At 68.8% G+C, this 20,881-nt stretch carries 12 protein-coding genes; 7 read left to right on the top strand and 5 right to left on the bottom strand.

Going from position 1 to position 20,881, the window contains the following annotated elements; translation table 11 throughout:
- Window positions 1–84 precede the first annotated feature (84 nt).
- The 3 genes from NDI56_RS12845 to NDI56_RS12835 all read left to right on the top strand — a co-directional run bounded on the left by NDI56_RS12845 (window position 85) and on the right by NDI56_RS12835 (window position 2,572).
- Window positions 85–642, top strand: a complete 558-nt coding sequence (locus NDI56_RS12845; protein ID WP_310919940.1) for a sugar O-acetyltransferase — start codon at window positions 85–87, stop codon at window positions 640–642.
- 73 nt (window positions 643–715) lie between these two features.
- Window positions 716–1,597 carry a halocarboxylic acid dehydrogenase DehI family protein gene (locus tag NDI56_RS12840; protein ID WP_310919939.1) on the top strand — a complete coding sequence of 294 codons (882 nt, stop codon included), beginning with the start codon at window positions 716–718 and terminating at the stop codon, window positions 1,595–1,597.
- Between the two features lie 123 nt (window positions 1,598–1,720).
- On the top strand, window positions 1,721–2,572 hold the full coding sequence (locus tag NDI56_RS12835) for a DUF6920 family protein (protein ID WP_310919938.1): 852 nt from the start codon (window positions 1,721–1,723) through the stop codon (window positions 2,570–2,572).
- 246 nt (window positions 2,573–2,818) lie between these two features.
- Here NDI56_RS12835 and NDI56_RS12830 read toward each other — a convergent pair whose 3' ends face one another.
- On the bottom strand, window positions 2,819–3,445 hold the full coding sequence (locus NDI56_RS12830; RefSeq protein ID WP_310919937.1) for a DedA family protein: 627 nt from the start codon (window positions 3,443–3,445) through the stop codon (window positions 2,819–2,821).
- Between the two features lie 200 nt (window positions 3,446–3,645).
- Between NDI56_RS12830 and NDI56_RS12825 the strand changes: the two genes are divergently transcribed.
- Complete coding sequence (locus NDI56_RS12825; RefSeq protein ID WP_310919936.1) at window positions 3,646–4,962, top strand: cation:proton antiporter; 1,317 nt, start codon at window positions 3,646–3,648, stop codon at window positions 4,960–4,962.
- 136 nt (window positions 4,963–5,098) lie between these two features.
- Here the strand turns inward: NDI56_RS12825 and NDI56_RS12820 are convergent, their stop codons facing one another.
- On the bottom strand, window positions 5,099–5,953 hold the full coding sequence (locus NDI56_RS12820) for an ABC transporter permease (RefSeq protein WP_310919935.1): 855 nt from the start codon (window positions 5,951–5,953) through the stop codon (window positions 5,099–5,101).
- Window positions 5,950–6,990: an ABC transporter ATP-binding protein gene (locus tag NDI56_RS12815; RefSeq protein WP_310919934.1), complete on the bottom strand. Its 1,041-nt coding sequence runs from the start codon at window positions 6,988–6,990 to the stop codon at window positions 5,950–5,952. Before NDI56_RS12815 ends, NDI56_RS12820 begins: the two co-directional genes overlap by 4 nt.
- Before the next feature lie 87 nt (window positions 6,991–7,077).
- Between NDI56_RS12815 and NDI56_RS12810 the strand changes: the two genes are divergently transcribed.
- Window positions 7,078–7,740 (top strand): helix-turn-helix domain-containing protein, encoded by a 663-nt coding sequence (locus NDI56_RS12810; protein ID WP_310919933.1) that lies wholly within the window; start codon window positions 7,078–7,080, stop codon window positions 7,738–7,740.
- On the opposite strand, the gene NDI56_RS12805 is transcribed toward NDI56_RS12810, so the two are convergent.
- Entirely contained in the window at window positions 7,666–7,956 is a 291-nt protein-coding gene (locus tag NDI56_RS12805) for an alpha/beta fold hydrolase (protein ID WP_310919932.1), read from the bottom strand. The genes NDI56_RS12810 and NDI56_RS12805 overlap by 75 nt on opposite strands.
- A gap of 317 nt (window positions 7,957–8,273) precedes the next feature.
- Here NDI56_RS12805 and NDI56_RS12800 point away from each other — a divergent pair, with 317 nt between their 5' ends.
- Window positions 8,274–14,393, top strand: coding sequence for a tandem-95 repeat protein (locus NDI56_RS12800; protein WP_310919931.1), 6,120 nt, complete (start codon window positions 8,274–8,276; stop codon window positions 14,391–14,393).
- A 9-nt stretch (window positions 14,394–14,402) separates the two neighbouring features.
- On the opposite strand, the gene NDI56_RS12795 is transcribed toward NDI56_RS12800, so the two are convergent.
- Window positions 14,403–15,170: a helix-turn-helix transcriptional regulator gene (locus tag NDI56_RS12795; RefSeq protein ID WP_310919930.1), complete on the bottom strand. Its 768-nt coding sequence runs from the start codon at window positions 15,168–15,170 to the stop codon at window positions 14,403–14,405.
- Between the two features lie 249 nt (window positions 15,171–15,419).
- Here NDI56_RS12795 and NDI56_RS12790 point away from each other — a divergent pair, with 249 nt between their 5' ends.
- Window positions 15,420–20,852 (top strand): PKD domain-containing protein, encoded by a 5,433-nt coding sequence (locus tag NDI56_RS12790; protein ID WP_310919929.1) that lies wholly within the window; start codon window positions 15,420–15,422, stop codon window positions 20,850–20,852.
- The last annotated feature ends 29 nt before the right edge of the window (window positions 20,853–20,881 follow it).

The following is a 20,881-nucleotide window of genomic DNA, read 5'->3' as shown; positions in this document are numbered from 1 at the left end:
GGAGGGTCAAACGGCTCTTTGTGCGTGACCGAGCTGCACACGCGTGAGCACCATGGCTATCCGCCCGGCGACGAAAGAGTCCGTATGTCCAGTGAGAAGGAAAAGATGCTCGCCGGCGAGCTGTACGACCCGGCAGACCCAGAACTCGTCGCCGACCGCGTTCGCGCCAGAGAACTGGTTCGGTTGTACAACCGGACGGGCGCGACCGACAGGGAGAGCCGAGCGCTCCTCCTCGACGAACTGTTCGGGTCGGTCGGCGAGACCCCGACCGTCGAGCCGCCGTTCCGGTGTGACTACGGCGAACAGATTACCGTCGGCGACCGCTTCTTCGCGAACTTCGGCTGTGTCTTCCTCGACGTCTGCTCGATAACGTTCGGCGACCGATGCCTGCTGGGACCGTCGGTCCACGTCTACACGGCGACGCATCCACTCGATGCTGAGAGTCGGGCCGAGGGAAGAGAGTACGGCAAGCCCGTCAGCGTCGGTGACGACGTCTGGATTGGCGGTCAGGCGGTCCTCAATCCGGGCGTCGACGTCGGTGACCGGTCGGTGGTGGCCTCGGGAGCCGTCGTCACCCGGGACGTCCCGGAGGGCGTCGTCGTACAGGGGAACCCCGCAGAAGTCGTGAAAGAACTGGACTGACGGCCAGTAGCGACACCGTCGCCACGCGCGGGTCGGGTCGCCCAGTTAACAATCCACGGCCCGTTATCTCGGCATGGACACGAGCCGGCAGCGCTACGAGATGGAGGCGACGGGGTGGCAGCGAGGAGTCTACGACGACGTTCGGGCGACGTTTCGGGCGCCTATCGTCAACTGGATCTGGCGGACGACGATGGCGAACTACCCGGATTTCTGTCGGTATCTGTGGTCGCAGGTGAAGCCGCTCTTCGAGACGAAAGCGTTCGCGCGCTTCTCGGTTCGCTACCGCGAGACGGTGCTGTCGGCCATCGAGAGCGAGGTCGAGATACCGACGTATCGGCGGAGCGAACTCGGTGTGCGGCCCGCGGAATACACGGAGCTACGGGGGCAACTGGCCACGTTCGACGTCGTCGCCCCGCGGCTCGCGGTGTTGTTCCGAGTGACGAACCGCGCGCTCCACGGCGAGTCCGTCGGCGCTTCCCGTGGAACTGACCGCGCGGCCACGGCGCCGTTCCCGGACTGGCTCGACGCGGGGCGCGGCCGGGAACCGTCGATGGTACCCGTCGACGAGTTCGACGAGGATATCACCGAGACCGCGGCCCAGTTCCAGCGGTTCCACGGCTTCGACGACGGGTTGCCGAGCATCTACCGCTGTCTCGCCCAGTGGCCGACGCTGTTCGACGCGCTCTGGGCGGACCTCGGGCCAGTGCTCGAAAGCGAGACGTTCACAGCGGCGTGTGACCGCGCCGACGAGTGCACCGACGCGTTCGTCGACTCGGTCCCGTACTCGCCGCGGCTCGCCCCCGACGCCCTCGCCACGCAGGGGTTCGACGAGGCCCTCGTCGCGGACGTACAGCAGCTGTTTCGGGAGTTCGACGAGGGCGCCTTAGACGACGTCATCCCCGGACTGCATCTCTGGGCCGCGACCGTCGACGCGGTCGGCGAGCGCGACTGGTAGGTGGGCGACTGAGCGCGGCGAGACGCTCCGCAACGGCAGCAACTAGCGGCGCGCGCACTGCCCCGGTCGCCTCGGCTGAGTAGTGGCCTATAGCTTCTTGCGTTCGCCCGACCACCTCTCACTATGCAGTACACCCGGGCGCTGGGACGCGTGGCTGTTGGAGCGGGGACACTGCTGGCAGCCGCACTCGCCGCCAGACGGTTGCGCTCGCGTCGCTCGGCACAGCGAATCGCCGCGCTCTACCGGCCCTCGACCACGGGACGCGACGCGACGTTCGACCCGGCAGACGCCGCCGGGCTGCCGGCGCCGGTCCGACGGTATCTGACGAGTGCGATTCCAGAGGGTCACCCGCTCGTCGACACGGCGCGAATCGAGCAGACCGGACAACTACGCACCGGGGACGCCGCGTCGTCGTGGCTCCCCTTTTCGGCGACCCATCACGTCACGGTCGACCCGCCGGGTTTCCTGTGGGACGCGAGCGTTCGGGCTGCGCCGGCCGTCTCCGTCTCGGTGCGCGACCGGTTCTGTGACGGCGAGGGCTCGGCGGCCGTCTCGCTGTTCGGTGTCGTCCCGCTCGACAGCGTCGGGACGAGTCCGGAACTGGTCGAGGCGGAGCTCCAGCGCTATCTCGCCGAGGCGGTCTGGTATCCGACGGCGCTGTTACCCCGCGAGGGGGTCCAGTGGGACCCCATCGACGAGCGAACGGCCGAGGCGACCGTCGAGCACCGTGGCGTCTCGGCGTCGCTGACGGTCTCGTTTACCGACGACGAGGTGAGGGCGGTCCACACCGAGCGCTACCGACGCGTCGACGACGGGTTCGAACTGACGCCGTGGACGGGTCGGTGGGACGACTACGAACGCCGGAACGGCCTGCGTGTCCCGCTGTCGGGCGAGGTCATCTGGCACCGTCCCGAGGGGGAGCTGCGGGCGTGGCAGGGCCGCGTCACCGATATCGAATACGACGGCGGCGTGTGAGATGTGCCGGGACAGCGACTGTCGATGGCGAACCTACATAGCGACTACCGCGAAACCGCCGGGTAGTGAGCAGTGAGTGGTGGGCTGATCGCGACCGTCGGCAGCGACCTCCTTATTCCGGTTACGGCCAGCGGCGCCGGCGGGGCGCGGTTCGGACTCCGGACGCACGGGACGACACCCCCTCGTGAGCGGCGTGTCCGAAGGTGCGAGTCCCGATAGCAGGTGTCGGGTGACGCCGAGCCGGGTTCAGTCCCGCGTCACCCATCGGTCGACGGCGCGGTCGGCGAGGACGCCGAGAGCCAGCAGTGCCAGCAGCGCGAGCGCGGCCAGCACTGGCCGCTCGGCCGCGACGGCGACTGCGGTCTCGAACACGCCCCGCGTTCGGCCGTAGTAGACGACCGCGCCGGCGACCGCGTAGAACGCGACGGTGCCGACGGCGGTGAGGAGGCCGAACTCGAAGGGGTTCATCCGTGCGAGCCCGGCCGGAATCGAGACGACCGACCGGACCACCGGGAGAAACCGACCCCACAGGACCGACGGCCGGCCCCACCGCTGGAACCAGCGCTGGCCGTGCCGGAGTTTCGCGTCCGGGACGTCGACGTACCGGCGGAGCCAGTCCGCCCGTCCCGCGCGGGTGTCGTAGAAGACGTAGAAGGGGACGAACGCGCCGACCGTGCCGCCGACGCCGGCGGCGGTCACGAACACCAGCAACGAGGGGAGGTCGGTGACGAGGATGGCCGCGGCCGCGGGGACGACCACCTCGCTGGGCAGAAACGGGAACAGCATCGAGGTCTCGAAGAAGGTGAACAGACAGAGCACGAGCGGCCCGTACAGCCGCAGGTAGTCGAGGACGACCGCGGTGAGGTCGACCATGAGTTGGGTAGGTGCCGCCGCGGCAGATACCTTGTGCCGGCGGCGCGGGTCGACCGCGGCGGCCGCAGCCGGAGCGCTCGCAACGGCGGCGCCGGTAAGCCGGGCCAACGGCGACGTAAGGTCGGCGAAACGAGGCGCCGCGTCTCGCCACGAGGATAAGCACCTGCTTCTCTCGTCGCCGGAGCGCTTTCGGTCGGCCGATGAGCGCCTACGAGGTCGGACTGGTCATCGTCGCGGTCGCGCTGTTCGGGGCGGCGATCCTCCCGCGGCTCCTCGAACACCAGCCCCTCTCCTTTCCAATCGTCTACGTCGCGCTGGGCGCGGTACTCTTTACCGTCTTCCCCGCGCCGATGCTCGACCCCGTCGAGTACCCCGCTCTGACCGAGCGGCTCACCGAACTCGTCGTCATCATCTCTCTGATGGGCGCGGGGCTGAAACTCGACCGGCCGTTCTCGCTCCGGCGATGGACGGCGACGTGGCGGCTGCTCGCCATCGCCCTGCCGCTTTCGGCCGGTCTGCTCGCCGTGCTCGCGTGGGGCGTCCTCGGACTACTGCCGGCGACGGCCATCCTCCTCGGGGCCGTCCTCGCACCGACGGACCCGGTGCTCGCCGCGGGGGTCGAGGCGGGCGCACCGCTCTCCGAGCTGGAAGCCGAGGGGGAACCGTACCACGAGTGGGGGACGGTCCGGTTCGCGCTCACCTCCGAGGCGGGGTTCAACGACGGGCTGGCCTTCCCGCTGACGAACCTCGCCATCGCCGTCGCGGGCGCGACCAACGTCTCGGGCCAGCCGTGGCTGGCCGAGTGGCTGCTGGTCGACGTGGGGTACAAGATTATCGCGGGCGTCGTGCTGGGTTACGCCGTCGGCCAGTTCGTGGCGCGGTTCCTCTTTCGCGTGCCCGTCCCCGAGAGCATCGCGGACGTCATGGGCCGGGAGGACGTGATGGCGGGGACGGAGGCGCTGGCGACGACACTGCTGGCGTACGGCGTGACCGAACTGCTCGGCGGCTACGGCTTCATCGCGGTGTTCGTCGCCTCGCTCTCCCTGCGTCACTTCGAGTGGGAACACGACTACTACGTCGACCTCCACGACTTCGCCGTCGTCGTCGAGCGGCTGCTGATGGCGCTAGTGCTCGTGCTGTTCGGCGGCGCGATAGCGGGCGGCCTGCTGGCGCCGCTGACGCTGCAAGCGGCGCTCGTCGGCGTCGTCCTCGTGCTGGGCATCCGGCCGGTGGCCGGCCTCCTCAGCTTCGTCGGCAGCGGCGCGCCCTGGCCGGAACGGCTCGTCGTCAGCTTCTTCGGCATCCGTGGCGTCGGCTCTTTCTATTACCTCTCGCACGCGCTGGCGGAATCGTCGTTCCAGGAGATAGAGTTCGTCGTCGCGGCCACGGAGCTGTGGGCGTTCGTGGGTTTCGTCGTGCTTCTCTCTATCGTTCTCCACGGCGTGAGTTCGAGCCCGGTGATGGACGCGTTCGACCGCTGGAAGGAGACCCAGCGCGGCGAGCGAACGGCGGGGTGAGTCGGAGGACGGATCGCCAGCGGGGGTAGGTAGCAACGGCGGCATCGAGTTCACGTGATGCCGGCAACACAGGCGGCATCGAGTTCACGTGATGCCGGCAACACAGGCGGCATCGAGTTCACGTGATGCCGGCCACTCAGGCGGCGTCGACACTGCTGGCGCGTCCGAGGACCCAGACCGCGATGGCGCCGAAGACGACGTTCAGTCCGACGAGGACGGCCACGGCGGGGACGAGCGTGTCGTAGATGCCGCCAAAGCGGCTCACCTCCAGCACTGTCAACACGTCCTCACCGAGGACGAGCGCGCGAATCGCGTCGACGCCGTAGGTAACGGGGTTGAGGCGGGCGAGCCACTCGATGTCCGAAGCGACCGGGATGAACGCCGGCGAGAGGAAGAGCAGGGGGAACATGAACAGCATCGACGCGGCGTTGATGGCTTCCTCGTCACGGACGAGCACGCCGAGGATGTTGGCGACGGACATGAACAGCAGGCCGACGAGCAGGGAGACGGCCGCGATGCCGACTACGCCCGCCACACCGGTCTCGACGCTCGCGCCCAGTGCCACGGCCAGCGCGAGGACGACGAGCAACTGGACGAGGATGCGAAGCAGGTCGGCGGCCGCCTTGCCCAGCAGGACGGCGGTCCAGCCCATCGGCGTGGCGGTGACTTTCTCGAACATGCCGCTCTCCAGGTCGCCGACCAACCCGACGCCGGAGGTGAACGCCGACCCCATCGTCGCCTGCATGAACACCGCGGGCACGAGATAGGTGAGGTAGTCCACGTCGGCGTAGCCGGCCTGCGCGAGCGCGAACTCGCCCACGTCGCCGAACACCGCCGAGAACAGCAACAGGGAGAACACGCCGACGACGATTTCCAGGAAGAACGCGGTCGGGTTGCGCACCGCCTTCCGGGACCAGCGCTTGAAGTTCACCCACGCGTCCCGGGGCAGTGAGTTGCGCGCCGGCGTCGGACGGTCGGTCGCGGTGCTCATACGGACTCCCCCGCGGCGGCCACCGGCTGTGGGTCCTCGACATCGAGTCCCGAACTGCCTTCGTCAGCAATAGTGAGGAAGACGTCGTCGAGGGTCGCCTCCTCGATGTCGAAGCCGGTGACCACGACGCCGGCGTTCCGGAGCGCCACGAGGAGGTCTGGGCCGTCCTCGGTGGGAGCGGACGTTGCGACGGTGAGTCCGTCAGCGGTGGTGTCGAGGGTCGCGTCGTCGGAGAGCACGCCGCTCTGGCGAGCGACCCGAGCGGCCGCCTCCGGCCCGCCCTCGACGTCGATACTGAGCCGGGTCCCGCCGACGCGCCGTTTCAGCGCGTCCGGCGAGTCGTCGGCGACGAGTTCGCCGTCACGGATGACGGCCAGGCGGTCACAGAGGGCGTCGGCCTCTTCGAGGTACTGCGTCGTGAGGAAGATCGTCGTCCCGGAGTCGTTGATGCGCTCGAAGTAGTCCCACAGCCGGTTTCGGGCCTTCGGGTCCAGCCCGGTGGTCGGTTCGTCGAGGAAGACGAGCGCCGGGTCGTGGACGAGCGCCGTCGCCGCGTCGAGGCGTTTTTGCATCCCGCCGGAGAAGTTCCCGGCGGGTGTGTCGGCCACGTCGGCGAGGTCGACGAGGTCCAGCAGTTCCTCGATGCGAGCGTCGCGGTCCGCCCCGCTCACGCCGTAGGCCTCACAGGCGAACTGGAGGTTCTCGCGGGCCGTCAGCTCCCTGTCGACACTGACGTGCTGTGCCATGTAGCCGACGGTGCCACGGACGGCGGTCCGCTCGTCCACGACGTCGTAACCGTTGATGCTGACACGGCCGCCGGTCGGGGCGAGCAGCGTCGCGAGCATCTTGATGGTCGTGGTCTTCCCCGCGCCGTTCGGCCCGAGGAAGCCGAAGAACTCCCCGCGAGGGATGGTGAGCGATACGTCGCGGACGGCCTCGGTGCCGTCGGCGTACGTCAGCGAGAGCGCCTCGGCGTCGACCGCCGGCGGTCCGTCGCTGTGTGTCGGTGCGTCCTGTCGTGCTGCGTTCGAGGGCATCACCGTATACGAGCGCGGACAGGGCCGAGTAGCTGCTGTGAGCTATAGAAGTGGGGTTTATATCGCCGCCTCCCGGGAATGAGTCCCATGAGACAGATCCGGGCCACGGCACGCGTCGACCCCGAGGCGTCGCCGGCCTTCTTCGACCTGCTCGCGAACTCCACGGAGATCGAGGAGGCTCGTGTGCTCGAAGTGAACACCACCGTCGGGGGCGTCGAGACGGTCCTCTTTGCCATCGACGGTGACACCGCTGCCTTCGCCGCAGGTGCTGCCGAGACGCCCGGCGTCGAGTCCGTCGAGGTGGCCGACTACGACGAGGGACCGAGTTACGCCTTGCTCGTGATGCGCCCGCTCGAAACCTCGCTGTTCGACGCTATCCACCAGGGGGACCGGTTGTCGGGATTCGTGGTTCGAACGCCGATCATCTACCGCGACGGAGCCATGCACGGCCGTATCGTGGGTGCCACGGAGGGGCTGCAGCGGGCCTTCGACGACAGCCCCGACGCCATGGACATCGACGTCGAGGAGGTCGGCCGGTTCCGCGGTCGGCTGGACGGAGTCGAAACGACGCTCTCGGAGCGCCAGCGGGAGGCCGTCGACGCCGCGCTGGCGCTTGGCTACTACGAACAGCCCCGAGCGGCGACACAGGCCGACGTGGCGGCCGAGCTGGACTGCTCACCCCAGACCGCGGGCACGCACCTCCGGAAAGCGGAGTCGAAGGTCATGCGGGCGGTGCTCGCGGAGTTCTGACCGTCCCGGCAGTGGGCCGCCGTAGCCCGGCCGGTCGACAGTGAGCAAGCGGGTGCCGGTGGCCGCGACGGCCCCGGAGTCTGGCACTCCCAGACGGGAGCCGGGCGTCCCGTGGCAGAACAGGACCGGCGACCCGTCGGGGTCGCCGTGGTCGGCGTAGGTGAGCGTCCGGCCGTCCGGGCGGTCGAGCGACTGGGTGTCGGCGGTCGGTGACATGCTCGACTGCATGATCGCTGAAGGTTGCGTGTCCCCCTGGCCCGCCTGCCGCAGTTCGCCGGGTTTTATAACCTCGATTGGCCGGGAGCGACGTAACCGTGTTTCACGCGTGAAACAGTGTTTCATCGGTGGCTATATACCGATTTGTCCGAAGGAGATGCCATGCAATCTGGCCTTAGAGCCTCTGACACGCGCGCGAAGGGGCCCGGTGCGGTGACAGTCGTTGGCGGTGCAGACCCCTCCCCGGAGGACGGTGTACGAGTGCGGCCCGCGGCCGACAGACGGTCTGCCACGGGCCCGGCAGGCACGTGTGGCCGATGAACGGGGCGATGGCGAATCGGCGGATGCTGCTACTTATCGGTGTCGTCGTCTGTGTGGCCCTCTCAGGTGTCACAGTCGTGCCGGCGAGCGGGTCGGCGACCGTCGGGACGAGCGAGTCCGTCGTCTCGGGCGGGACGATGCAAGTCACCACCCAGGAAACTTTTTCCTTCGACAGTAAATATCCGAACTCGGACCCCTGTGTCGTCTCGCAGGAACTGTTGACCCGCACGTCCAGCGGCGGGACGACCTGTACCGGGTCGCTCGAAGCCGACGGGAGTTCGACGACACTGGAGTTCGAGAACTGGCAGTGGGATACGCTTGAACAGCCGGATATCGGGCTGAATCTCCGGGAGACCCTTCCGGATGGGACGATTAGCGACCCGAACGGGGACAGTTTCCAGTTCTCCTCGTTCACCACCGAGGTGTTCTGCGGAACGCCGATATCGTTCACTGTTGCGGGCTACGAGGACGGGACACAGGTCGACTCACAGAGCTACACCATAAGCTCGACCGAGCCGGTGACTACGCGAGTCATCGGCTTCGCATCCGTCGACGAAGTCCGGTTCGAGGGGTACAGCGACACATCCAGCTTCGATGCCAATAGCTGTGTGACCGTCGACGACTTCGTCGTCGACCAGGCGGTCTCCTCGAACACCCAGCCGTCGTTCTCGAACCTCGATGCGACGGTCACTTACGACGAGGCGAGCGGGACACCGGTGGTCGTCGACAGCGACGCGACGGTCGCCGACACAGAGCTCGACGCGGCCGGCGATTACGCGGGCAGTACGCTCACCGTCGTCCGTGAGGGCGGTGCCAGCGCCGACGACAGCTACGGGTTCGATACGAGCGCCGGAACCTTCGCCACCTCCGGGTCGGAGTTGACAACTGGCGGGAGCGCCTTCGCCAGTTACACGCAGAGCGGTGGCACGCTGACTATCGATTTCACCGCCGCCGAGACGGCGGCCACGCCGGCACTGGTCGACGACGTGTTACAGGCCATCACCTACGAGAACATCGGCGACCCGGTTGTCGTCGAGTACGGCCTCACGCTCAGCTTCGACGACGGCGACCCGGACGGCGCGCTCCAGACCAGCGAGTCCCAGTCCGTCATCTTCGACCCGGCACTCGAACCGATTTCGACGAGTACGACGCTCGATTTCACCAGCCTCGGCCCGGAACTGGGAAACGGTGATTCGGTCGACGCGCGAAACGTGCGGGAACTGCTGTTCTACGGCTACCAGTTCGGAGATGCCGCGGAGAATAGCCTGGTGGCGTCGAACGAGCTCCAGTTAGAACAGGCCACGCGGGACCCGGCGACGACGGGCACCCGCTTCGAGAGCGACGAGCCGTTCGCGCTGGACTCCCTCGATATCGACAACTACGGTGATTCCGGACAGGACGTGACGGTCTACGGCTACCGTGACGGGACGCGGGTGGCGAGTCAGACCTACACGATGGCCGCGAGCAGCGGCTATCAGACCAGAGACCCCGACGGGGACGACTCCGAGTTCCGGCGTGTCGACGAGGTTCGGTTTACCACCGGCGTGAGCGACCAGGTCGCTATCGACAACATCGTGGTCGACCAGAGCAACGTCTCGCCCTCGGCCGACCTCGATACGGGCGCGGACGGTACCGCTTCGTCGGTCACGTTCAGCGAGAACGACGACCAGGGGACCGCGAGCGGCGACGGCGTGGCCGTCACCGGGCCAGTCGATCTGGCCGACAGCGACGGGACCGTCGAGTCGGTCACGGTGACACTCGACAACCCACAGGGCGACGCGGGTGAAGGGCTGGCAGTCGACACGAGCGGCCTCGCCGCCGACCTCGGGTTCTCGGCCAGCACGAACGAGATTACCGTCACGCGCAACACGGCCAGCACGGCTGACCTCGAAGCCGCCGTCGAGGCGGTGCGCTTTCAGAACGACGACGACGCGCCCGACGCCACCGACCGCGCGGTGACCGTCACGGCGACCGACGACGCCGGGGCGACTGCGAGTGCGACGGCGACCGTGACCGTCCAGCCCGGCAACGACGCCCCCTCGATAACGGCCCCGGGCGGGACGCTCCAGCCCGACGAGGACGTCGCGTTCGACCTGACCGGCGCGAACGAGATACAGGTGGCAGATCCCGACGACGGTGGCGGGCTCATGAGGCTGACGCTCACCGCCCAGCACGGCACGCTCACCGTCGGCTCGACGACGGGGCTCGCCGTCGTCAGCGGGAGCAACGGCGCGAGTTCGCTCACCGTCAGCGGGCCGAAGTCGGACGTGAACGCCGCGCTCGGGACGCTCTCCTACCGGAGCGACACCGACTACTTCGGGACCGACACCGTGACCGCGACTGTCTCCGACGAGGGCAACACCGGCACGGACCCCGGGCTGACCGGCGACGGAAACAGCGAGACCGACAGTGCGACCGTCTCGCTGGACGTCCAGCCCGTGGCCGACGCGCCGACTATCGGTGCCATCGCCGACCAGGCGACCGACGAAGACCAGCCGTTGAGCGGCGTCGCGTTCACCGTCGGTGACGCCGAGACGGCCGCGGGGAGCCTCACGCTCTCCTTTAGCGCCGACACACCGTCGCTCGTCGAGTCACACGCCTTCGGCGGGAGCGGGACCGACCGCACGCTCGATATCGTCCCGGCGGCGGACCAGTCCGGGAGCACCCTCGTCACCGTCGAGGTCAGCGACGGCTCGCTGACCGCCCGGGAAGAGTTCCGCCTGACGGTGGACCCGGTCGACGACCGGCCGACGATAACCGCGGTGAGCGACCTGACCGTCGACGAGGACAGCGACGTCGCCCCCGTCAGTTTCCAAGTCGACGACGTCGAGACGGCGCCGGGGTCGCTGACCGTCGGCGCGAGTTCGGGCGACCAGTCGCTGGTGCCGGACGCCAATCTGGCGGTCAGTGGCACCGGCACCGACCGGACGCTCGACGTCACGCTCGCGCCGAACGCCACGGGGACGGCCACGATTACCCTCGAAGCCGACGACGGCGGGCTCTCGGGGACCGAATCGTTCACGCTGACCGTCGCGCCGGTCAACGACCCGCCGTCTATCGACAACGCGCCCGACGCGACGGTCACCGAAGATTCGCCCTACAGCTACACACCGGCCGTCACCGACGTGGACGCAGGCGACACGACGGCGTTCTCGATAGTGAACCAGCCCTCGTGGGCAACTTTCGACACCGCGACCGGCGAGCTGTCGGGGACGCCGACCAACGACGACGTGGGTAGCTACGACGGCATCGGGATAACCGTCGAGGACGGCGACGGCGCGACCGACACGGTCGGCCCGTTCGGCATCGACGTGGCCAACACTAACGACCCACCGACGATAGGCGGGACGGCACCCGACGCCCCCGAGGATAGCGTCTACTCGTTCACGCCGACGGCAGTCGACGTCGACGCGGGCGACGCGGTGACGTTCACCATTACAAACAGGCCCCCGTGGGCCACGTTCGACACGGCCACCGGTGAGATAGCCGGGACGCCGACCAACGACGACGTGGGTGCGTACGGCGGTATCGAGATTACCGCGACGGACACCGCCGGCGAGACGGCCACGCTCGGGCCGTTCGGCATCGACGTGACCAACACCAACGACCCGCCGTCCATCGACAACACACCCAGCGCGACGGTCGCGGAGGATTCGGTCTACAGCTACACACCGGCTGTCAGTGACGCGGACGCGGGCGATACGACGACGTTCACGATAGTGAACCAGCCCTCGTGGGCAACCTTCGACACCGCGACCGGCGAGCTATCGGGGACGCCGACCAACGATGACGTGGGCACGGCCGACGGCATCGAGATAACCGTCGAAGACGGCGGCGGCGCGACCGACACGGTCGGCCCGTTCGGCATCGACGTGACCAACACCAACGACGCGCCGACTGCGGACGCGGACAGCTACACGACAGCCGAAGACACCGCGCTGTCGGTGGCCGCACCCGGCGTGCTCGACGGTGACGGCGACGTCGACGGCGACGCGCTGACGGTGGCGCTGGTCTCCAGCCCGGCGAACGGCGCGCTGACGCTCGCCGCGAACGGCTCCGTCGAGTACGTCCCCGCAGCGAACCGCACCGGCGAGGAGACGTTCACCTACGAGATAGCCGACGGCAACGGGGCGACGGCGCAGGCGACGGTCACACTCACCGTCGAGGCCGTCAACGACGCACCGAGCATCGACCTCGGTGCGAACCGGACCGTGACCAACGACACGAGCGAGCGGACGGTCCCCGACTTCGCCACCGGCTTCTCGCCCGGCGGCGGGTCCGACGAGGCCGGCCAAGGCGTCCGGGCGTTCGTCGTCTCGGTCGAGCGCGACCCCGCGGGCATCCTCGACAGTGTCGCCGTTACAGACACCGACGGCGACGACAACGGCACGCTGACCTACGCCGTCGACGACGGCGTCGAGGGGACCGCCACCGTCGCCGTGCGGGTGCGAGACGACGGCGGCACCGCGAACGAAGGGACCGACACGAGCGGCGTGGAACGGTTCAACATCACCGTCGACACGCGCCCACCGGCAGTGACGGGCGCACGGACCGGCCAGCGAACACTCACGCTTCGCACCGACGAGACGCTCTCGACCGACTCGGGGGACGTACCGGACGGCGGGGACTTCGCCGTCACGGCGGGCGGCCGGGCCGTCGCCGTGACCGACGTCGCGGTCGACGGGCGGAATCTCAGCCTGACACTCGCCGACAGTATCGCGGCCGAAGACGACGTCACTCTGCGCTACGCACCCGGACGCAAGGTCCCCGAGGACGCCGGCGGGAACCGCGTCGCCGGGGTGACCGACCTGTCGGTTACCAACACGGTCCCCGACGCGGTCGACGACGCGTACACCGTTCTGGAGGACAACACGCTCGCCGTCGACGCCGACCTCGGGGTCGTCGCGAACGACACCGACGCCGACGACGGCGACCTCACTGTCTCGGTCGTGACCAACACGTCGGACGGGCGGCTCACGCTGGCTGCCAACGGCTCCTTCGAGTACCGCCCCGACCGGAACTACAACGGCGACGACGCCTTCGTCTACGAGCTGCGGGATACCGACGGCAACACCGACAGAGCCGTCGTCAATATCACGGTACTCCCGGTCCGTGACGGCGGCGGCGGTGGTGGCAGTAGCTCCGGCACGTCGGTCACCGTGGACGAGTCGGACGACAGCGCTACCGCCGAGGTCTCCGTTTCGGACGCGAAGCGGGGCGAACCCGTGCAGATTCCGCTGGCCGGTGGCGACTCCGATACCGGCGGTGACCAGCGCAACGTCGACGTGCCGAGTATCGAGCTGACGGTCGAGCGCGACGGCGACTTCGGGTTGTCCGTCTCGACGAGCGAGATTCGAGCCGGTGGGCCGGCCGCGGAAGAGCCCGAAAGCGGCGTCTCGGCGCCGTCCGACAGGGACCGCGAGTTCGCCGCCTCGACCGGGTCGACACCGATGGGTCGGGTGACGGTCACACACTCCATCGACGACGCCGACATCGGCGAGGTGGCCTTCACCTTCCGGCTGCGAAAGTCCTACCTCCGCGAGAACCGCATCGGACCGTCGTCAGTGTCGCTGTACCGCGACGAGACCACGCGCTGGAACCGTCTGCCGACGACCGTCGTCGGCGAGACCGACACGCACTACGTCTTCCGGGCGACCGCACCCGGCCTCTCGGTCTTTACCGTCGGGACGAACGCGTCGATGGTAACGGTGACCGAGGCGACCCGCCGGACCGCGACGGTCGACACCGGCCAGCCGGCGGCTGTCGACGTGACGCTCACCAACCGTGGCACGGTCGAGCGGACCTATCCGCTGGAACTCACCGCCGACGGCAGCGCCGTCGCCACCGACTCCGTCGACGTGGCCGCCGGGACGAACCGAACCGTGACGCTCTCGTCGACGTTCGAGACGGCGGGCACCTACGCGCTGGCCGTCGACGGGCAGTCAGTCGGGACCGTGAGCGTCAGGGCACGGTCGGCGACCGGCCCGACGCCCGAACCGGCGACCGTCACGCCCACGGAAACGGCGACCGGCGCCAGCGGGCCGGGTATGGGCGTCGTCGCGGCGCTGCTTGCGGTCAGTCTCGCCGTCGGTCTCCGACGGCGCCGCGAGCGGTGACTCGGCCGCTCAGGCCACCCGCTCGGCCCGGTCCCGATACGTCTCGAAGAGGTCACGCGCCCACGCGACGGCGTCGGGGTCGTCGGTCGTCGCGATGGCCGCGTGGACGCCGGTCTCGGTGTCAGCGCCGATGAGAACGAGCGTGTCGTTGAGGACGGCGAAATCGAAGGGGAGGCTATCGACGACGTAGGAGGCAGTTCGGTCGAGCGCCCGAAGTTCGGTCTGTGCCTCCGGGTACTGCTCGGAGAGGCGCTCGACCGTCTCCCTCGTGAACACCCACTCGGCACTCGCGCCGGCGGCGATGGCCTCGGAGACGGCCTCGACGACTATCGGAGAGCCGTACGCCTGCGTGAACCCGAACCACTCGTCCGTGTTGGCGCCGATGACGGACGCGAAGTGCTGGTCGATGGCGTAGGGTGCGTCCGGACTGGCCTCGACGACGGTCGCGTCGGCAAACAGGTCGACGTTCTCGCGCAGTTCGGACGCGTCGATTCGCCCCAAAAGCGGCACGAGATGCCTGATACCGTCGATTTCGGCCCGGAACTGTGTGATGCGGTCCAGTATCGTCGTCCCGAAGGTCGTCAGCGAGTACCCCCCGGAGCCCTGTTCGAGCAGGCCGTCGGCTTCGAGTTCCGTCGTCGCCCGGTAGACGGTCGTCCGGGAACAGTCCGCCCGCTCGGCGATAGTCGAGCGGTCCACGGGGCCGTCGCGACAGGCAGCCAGAACCGGCGCCCGTTGCAGCAGGCGGATATCCCGTTCGAGTCCGGACGTGTCCATGCGAGGATATCGGGAGTCACGACTATAATTCTTCAGTCGTGACCGGGGCGGCCTATCCGCCGCTGAACGATGTTTCAGCGGTGAAACACTGTATATACGGTGGGTATTTAGCCGAAATTAGCGACCCTCGGGCATGAGCACTCCAGGTAGTTGTGGTCGGTCGAGGGGAGTCGGGAAGGCGAGCGTCGAACCCATAGGTCGGTCCACCGGAAGCGAACGGGCGGGGTGTATCCGCGGCGGCGGGTCGCGATGACCGGGACAGAAGACCGCCTTCGGGCCGTCGTGCTGTCAGTGCTCCTTCTGGGGTCGGTGGTCGCACTCGCGCCCGGACTGGTCGGCACGGCCGCCGCCGCGGCGGGCAACGGTCCGGCGGGAATGTACGGCGACGGAACCGCCGAGGACCCCTACCAGGTCGCGAATCTCACGCAGTTGCAGGCGATGCAACAGGAGCCCGGGGCGAACTACGCGCTCGTCGCGGATATCGACGCGAGCGCGACCCGGAACGGCGGGGCGGGCTTCGAGCCGGTCGGGAGCTTTTCGACCAGGTTCACCGGCAGTTTCGACGGGCGGGGCCACACCATCACGAACCTGACCATCGACCGACCCGGGCGGAACTGGATCGGTCTGTTCGGCTACGCCGAGAGTGCCGATATCCGGGACGTCACACTCTCGAACGTCTCGATAACGGGTCAACAGCGCGTCGGGGGTGTCGTCGGCGAGATAGAGACCAGCTCCGCGCCGGGAGGACTGTCGAACGTCTCGGTGAGCGGCTCCGTGAGCAGTACGTCCGAGTTTAGTTACGTCGGTGGGGTAGCGGGTTCACTCGACGGGGCAGTGACCAACTCGACGACGACGGCGACGGTGGACGGGTCGGAGCGAGTGGGTGGGCTAGTCGGGTACAGCACGGGGACGGTCTCGGACTCGTGGGCTCGCGGCGACGTTACCGGCACCAGCTTCACCGGGGGTCTCGTCGGACGAGGCGGCGCCGTCTCCGACTCGTGGGCGACTGGGGCGGTCACCGGCGTGGACTACGTCGGCGGGTTGGCCGGCCGGGTCGACTCCGCCTCTGATTCGTTTGCGACTGGGGCAGTCACCGGCGATACCTACGTCGGCGGCCTGGCCGGGCAAGGCAGCGTAACCGGTTCGTTCGCGACGGGGCACGTCTCGGGGACGAGCGCCGTCGGCGGCCTCGTCGGCAGGGTCCTCGGGACACTCGAAATCACTCGCTCCGCGGCCCGCGGGAACGTCACCGGGACGGACGCCGTCGGTGGGCTCGTCGGCATGCACGGCAGTACAGTCGTCGACGTGTACTCGGTCGGGCACGTCGACGGGCAGTCCGCCGTCGGCGGCGCCATCGGGAACGTCACCACGGGTGCGGACGCCACGGCCGACGTCTACTGGAACGGCGACACGACCGACCAGGCCGCCGGCGTCGGCGCCAGCGACGTGGCGGGCGTTACCACCGTGGCACTGACGACCGCACAGATGACGGGTGACGCCGCGACGAGCAACATGAGCGGGCTCGTCTTCCCTGCCGAGTGGGTCTCGACGAACCGCTACCCAAAGCTCGCGTGGGAGCCGACCTTCGACGTGGCCGTCACCGACGCACCGAACTCGGTGACGGTCGGTGACACCGCGACCGTCACCGCGACCGTCACCAACGCGGGGACGAGAGCCGACACACAGCCCGTGTGGCTCGTTGACGACGACCAAACGTTCGTCCCGCTGGTGCTCGACGCCGGCGAGTCGACCACTGTCGCCCTCGACTGGCAGACCCGAGAGAGCGATGTCGATGGCGATTCCGTGACGGTGCGGACGCTGGACCGGGAGACGACGGCGACAGTCCAGGTCGACCTGGGAGCCAACGGTCCCGCCGGGATGGTCGGCACCGGGAGCGACGCCTATCCCTACGTCGTCACGAACCTGACGCAGTTGCAGGCGATAAACGAGAGTCTCGGTGCGAACTACCTCCTCGGGAACGACATCGACGCCACGAACACGTCTGAGTGGAACAGTGACAAGGGCTTCGAGCCGGTCGGGAGCTTTTCGACCAAGTTCACCGGAAGCTTCGACGGCCAGGGTCACAGTATCTCGAACCTAACCATCGACCGGCCGGACGAGGACGACGTGGGGCTATTCGGCTTCGCCCTGGGGAGTGATATCCGGAACGTCACGCTGGCGAACGTCTCGATAGCTGGCGACGGAACCGTCGGTGCGCTGGTCGGGCGGGCGGACAACGGCGGGCTCTCGAACGTCTCCGCCAGCGGGCGGCTGACAGGTGGCACCAGCGTCGGTGGCGCCGTCGGCAGGCTGAACGGTGCGACACTCACCGACTCGTCGTCGAGTGCGGTCGTCGAGGGCGGCGGAACCGTCGGCGGTTTGGTCGGCCAGTTCAATCCCGGCGGCGAGATAACGACCTCGTGGGCGAGTGGCGACGTCGACGGCACCAGCGACGTCGGCGGCCTCGTCGGGGTCAGTATCGGCCCGGTGTCCGAATCCTGGGCGACCGGCGACGTCAACGGGACCGACGGTGTCGGCGGACTGGCCGGCAACGCCAGAGACCCGGTGCGCGACTCGTGGGCTAGCGGTGATGTCGACGGGAGGAGAGACGTCGGCGGCCTGGTCGGCGACGGTGGCGGCGAGCTAACCGACGCGTCCGCCAGTGGAACCGTCACTGGAACCGACTCGGTCGGCGGGCTTGCCGGGTCCAGGTTCGGTGGCGACGTGCGGAACGCGTCCGCGAGCGGCGACGTCTACGGGACCGACGGCGTCGGCGGCCTCGTCGGCGTGCTGGTCCGAGGGAACGTCACGGAGTCGACGGCCACCGGGACGGTTCGGGGCGACACCGACGTCGGCGGCCTCGTCGGCAACACCGTCGTCGGGACCAGCAACAGACAGTTCACCGTTGCGCGCTCGACCGCGACGGGCGACGTCTACGGGGCCCGAACAGTCGGCGGCCTCGTCGGCTGGAACGAGCAGAGCGTCGCGAACGCCTCGGCCGGCGGCGAGGTCTCGGGCACCGACTACGTCGGCGGTCTCGTCGGGCTGAACCCCGGCGACGTCACGACGGCGTGGGCGACCGGGAACGCCACCGGCGAGACCAGCGTCAGCGGGGTCGCCGGCCTGAACAACGGGACGATAACGGCGTCGTACTGTTACGCGGGTCGCTGTGGCGACGCGAGCACCGGAAGCGGCGTCACGGCGCTCGAAGCGGCGCAGTTCCGCGGCCTCTCGACCCGCTACGCGATGGCGGCGCTCGACTTCGAGCAGACGTGGGCGCCTATCGAGTCCGGCCCGCCAGAACTCAGGTCGGCTCGGGTGACGACCAGCGGCGTGGCGACTATCGACGCCGCAGCCTCGTCAGTCGCGGTCGAATCCCCACGGGTCGCCGACGGCAGCGACGCTTCGACGGTGGCCGTCGTCCTCGTCGACTCCGGCGGCGACACGGTCACGGGACTCACGGCGAACGCGTTCGCCGTCGCTGTCGGCGGGTCCGCCGTCGCCGGCGTCACCAGCGAGGTCAACACGGGTGTCTACACAGTCACCGTGACGGACGCCGTCACCGAGTCGGTGACTGTCACCGTCACGGCCGACGGCGTGACGCTCGCCGACCAGCCCGAAATCGAGTTCGTCGAGTCGGGGCGGCCGTACTTCGAGGTGGCCATCGCGGACACGAACACACCCGTCGACGCGGGCGAGGCGCTCACCGTCGTCGCCAACGTGCACAACGCAGGTGACACCGCGGGCACGCAAACGGTGACGCTGACCGATAGCGGCGGCGAGGCGGACAACGTCACGCTGACACTCACCCCCGACGAGTCACGGCTGGTCACGCTCGTCTGGGCGACCGACACCGGCGATGTCGGGACCGGCCTCGTGACCGTCGCGAGCGCGAACACGACGACCACCGAGTCGGTGACCGTCCGGGAGCCGTCGGTCGACGCGGACGCCTCGACCGTCAGCGCGACCTCGCCACACGTCGCCGACGGTAGCGACCCCGCAAAGGTGACGGCGACCGTCGTCGACACCACCGGCAGTCCGGTCACCGGTCTCGTCGCGGACGACTTCGGGCTCTCGGTCGGCGGGGACGCCACCGCGGCGACCGGCGTCAGCGAGACCAGCGGCGGTGTCTACGAGTTTGCCGTCACGAACGATGTGGCCGAGACGGTCACCGTCTCTGTCGTCGCCGACGGCGTGACGCTCGCCGACGAGCCGACCGTCGAGTTCCTCGCGCCGGCGTTCTTCGACGTGACCGGCGCGGCCACGAACACGCCCGTGACCGCCGGCGACAACCTGACCGTCACCGCGACTGTCACCAACACCGGTGGCATCGCGGCGACGCAGGCGGTGACGCTCACCGACACCATCGAGCGGGATTCGGTCGACGTGACACTCGCGCCGGGCGCGTCGAGCAGTGTCTCGCTCACGTGGCGGACCGGGAACGGAGACGTCGGCAGCGGCCTCGTGACCGTCGCGAGCGAGAACACGAGTACGAGCCGAACCGTCTCGGTTGTCGACGGGACCGCCCCGAACGCGGTCGCGAGCGGCCCCAGCGACGGGGACGAAGGCGACACGCTCTCGTTCAGTGCGAGCGACTCGTCGGACGGCGTCGAGATCAGTTCCTACGAGTGGACCTTCGGCGACGGGGCGAACGCGACCGGTGAGAACGTCTCCTACGCCTACGGGACGTCCGGGACCTACACCGCGACGCTGACCGTCACCGACACGAGCGGAAACGCGGCGGCCGACACCTTGCGCGTGGAGATTCGCGACGACTCCGCCGGTAGCGACGATTCCGAGGACGCAGACGACTCCGCCGGTAGCGACGATTCCGAGGACGCAGACGACTCCGCCGGTAGCGACGATTCCGAGGACGCAGACGACTCCGCCGGTAGCGACGATTCCGAGGACGCAGACGACTCCGCCGGCAGCGATGACTCGTCTAGTTCGGACGACTCCGGTGACTCCGGCGGCTCCTCGGGCGGTAGTTCCGGCGGCTCCTCGGGCGACACCGCGGGCGGTCCAGCGACCGACGAGGGTGTGACGACCGTCACCGTCGAGTCGGTGAACGGCACCGAGGCGAGCTGGACAGTCGCCGTGGTAAACGCGCGGGCGGACACGCCAATCGATGTCGCGCTCGACGAGCGGAGCGACGCGAGCGTCACCGGCCTCCGGCTGAACGTCAGCCGCGACGGGAACTTCAGCCTCAACGTCACCGCGAGCGACGCGAGCGCCGAGAACTTCACCGCACAGACCGGCACAGCGCCCCTCGGCACGCTGACTCTCGGCCACGCTATCGCCGACAGCGATGTCGAGAACGTGACGGTCGCGTTCCGAGTGGACGCGGCAGGCGTCGACCCGGCGACGGTTGCGCTGTACCGCCAGACCGGGACGAACTGGACGCGGCTGCCGACCGCGCTCGTCGCCGAGAGCAACGAGAGCTACGCCTTCGAGGCCATCTCGCCGGGTCTCTCGGTGTTCACTGTCGGCGGAGACATAGTCCAACCCACGGACCCCGAGACAGCGGTCGAAACTTCGACACCGACCGAACGGGTTGGGACGGACAGCCCGACGCCGAGGACCCCGACCGCGACGACCGACGGGAGCGGCCCCGGAATGGGCGTCCTCGCGGCGCTGCTGGCGGTCGCGCTCGTCGCGCTCCGGGCCCGCGGCCAGCGGTAACGGCCTCGAAGCCGGCGACCGCACCGCCG

The sequence above is a fragment of the Halomicroarcula saliterrae genome, assembly GCF_031624395.1.
Lineage (GTDB): Archaea > Halobacteriota > Halobacteria > Halobacteriales > Haloarculaceae > Haloarcula > Haloarcula saliterrae.
Note: the sequence above shows the minus strand (reverse complement) of the source record. Positions and strands in the feature narration are given on the sequence as shown.

Bases quoted from the DNA above. Each gene is read 5' to 3' on its own strand.
- NDI56_RS12835 (WP_310919938.1), top strand. From the start codon at position 1,721: ATGCAGTACACCCGGGCGCTGGGACGCGTGGCTGTTGGAGCGGGGACA.
- NDI56_RS12830 (WP_310919937.1), bottom strand. From the start codon at position 3,445: ATGGTCGACCTCACCGCGGTCGTCCTCGACTACCTGCGGCTGTACGGG.
- NDI56_RS12820 (WP_310919935.1), bottom strand. From the start codon at position 5,953: ATGAGCACCGCGACCGACCGTCCGACGCCGGCGCGCAACTCACTGCCC.
- NDI56_RS12805 (WP_310919932.1), bottom strand. From the start codon at position 7,956: ATGTCACCGACCGCCGACACCCAGTCGCTCGACCGCCCGGACGGCCGG.
- NDI56_RS12815 (WP_310919934.1), bottom strand. From the start codon at position 6,990: ATGCCCTCGAACGCAGCACGACAGGACGCACCGACACACAGCGACGGA.
- NDI56_RS12800 (WP_310919931.1), top strand. From the start codon at position 8,274: ATGAACGGGGCGATGGCGAATCGGCGGATGCTGCTACTTATCGGTGTC.
- NDI56_RS12810 (WP_310919933.1), top strand. From the start codon at position 7,078: ATGAGACAGATCCGGGCCACGGCACGCGTCGACCCCGAGGCGTCGCCG.
- NDI56_RS12790 (WP_310919929.1), top strand. From the start codon at position 15,420: ATGACCGGGACAGAAGACCGCCTTCGGGCCGTCGTGCTGTCAGTGCTC.
- NDI56_RS12795 (WP_310919930.1), bottom strand. From the start codon at position 15,170: ATGGACACGTCCGGACTCGAACGGGATATCCGCCTGCTGCAACGGGCG.
- NDI56_RS12825 (WP_310919936.1), top strand. From the start codon at position 3,646: ATGAGCGCCTACGAGGTCGGACTGGTCATCGTCGCGGTCGCGCTGTTC.
- NDI56_RS12840 (WP_310919939.1), top strand. From the start codon at position 716: ATGGACACGAGCCGGCAGCGCTACGAGATGGAGGCGACGGGGTGGCAG.
- NDI56_RS12845 (WP_310919940.1), top strand. From the start codon at position 85: ATGTCCAGTGAGAAGGAAAAGATGCTCGCCGGCGAGCTGTACGACCCG.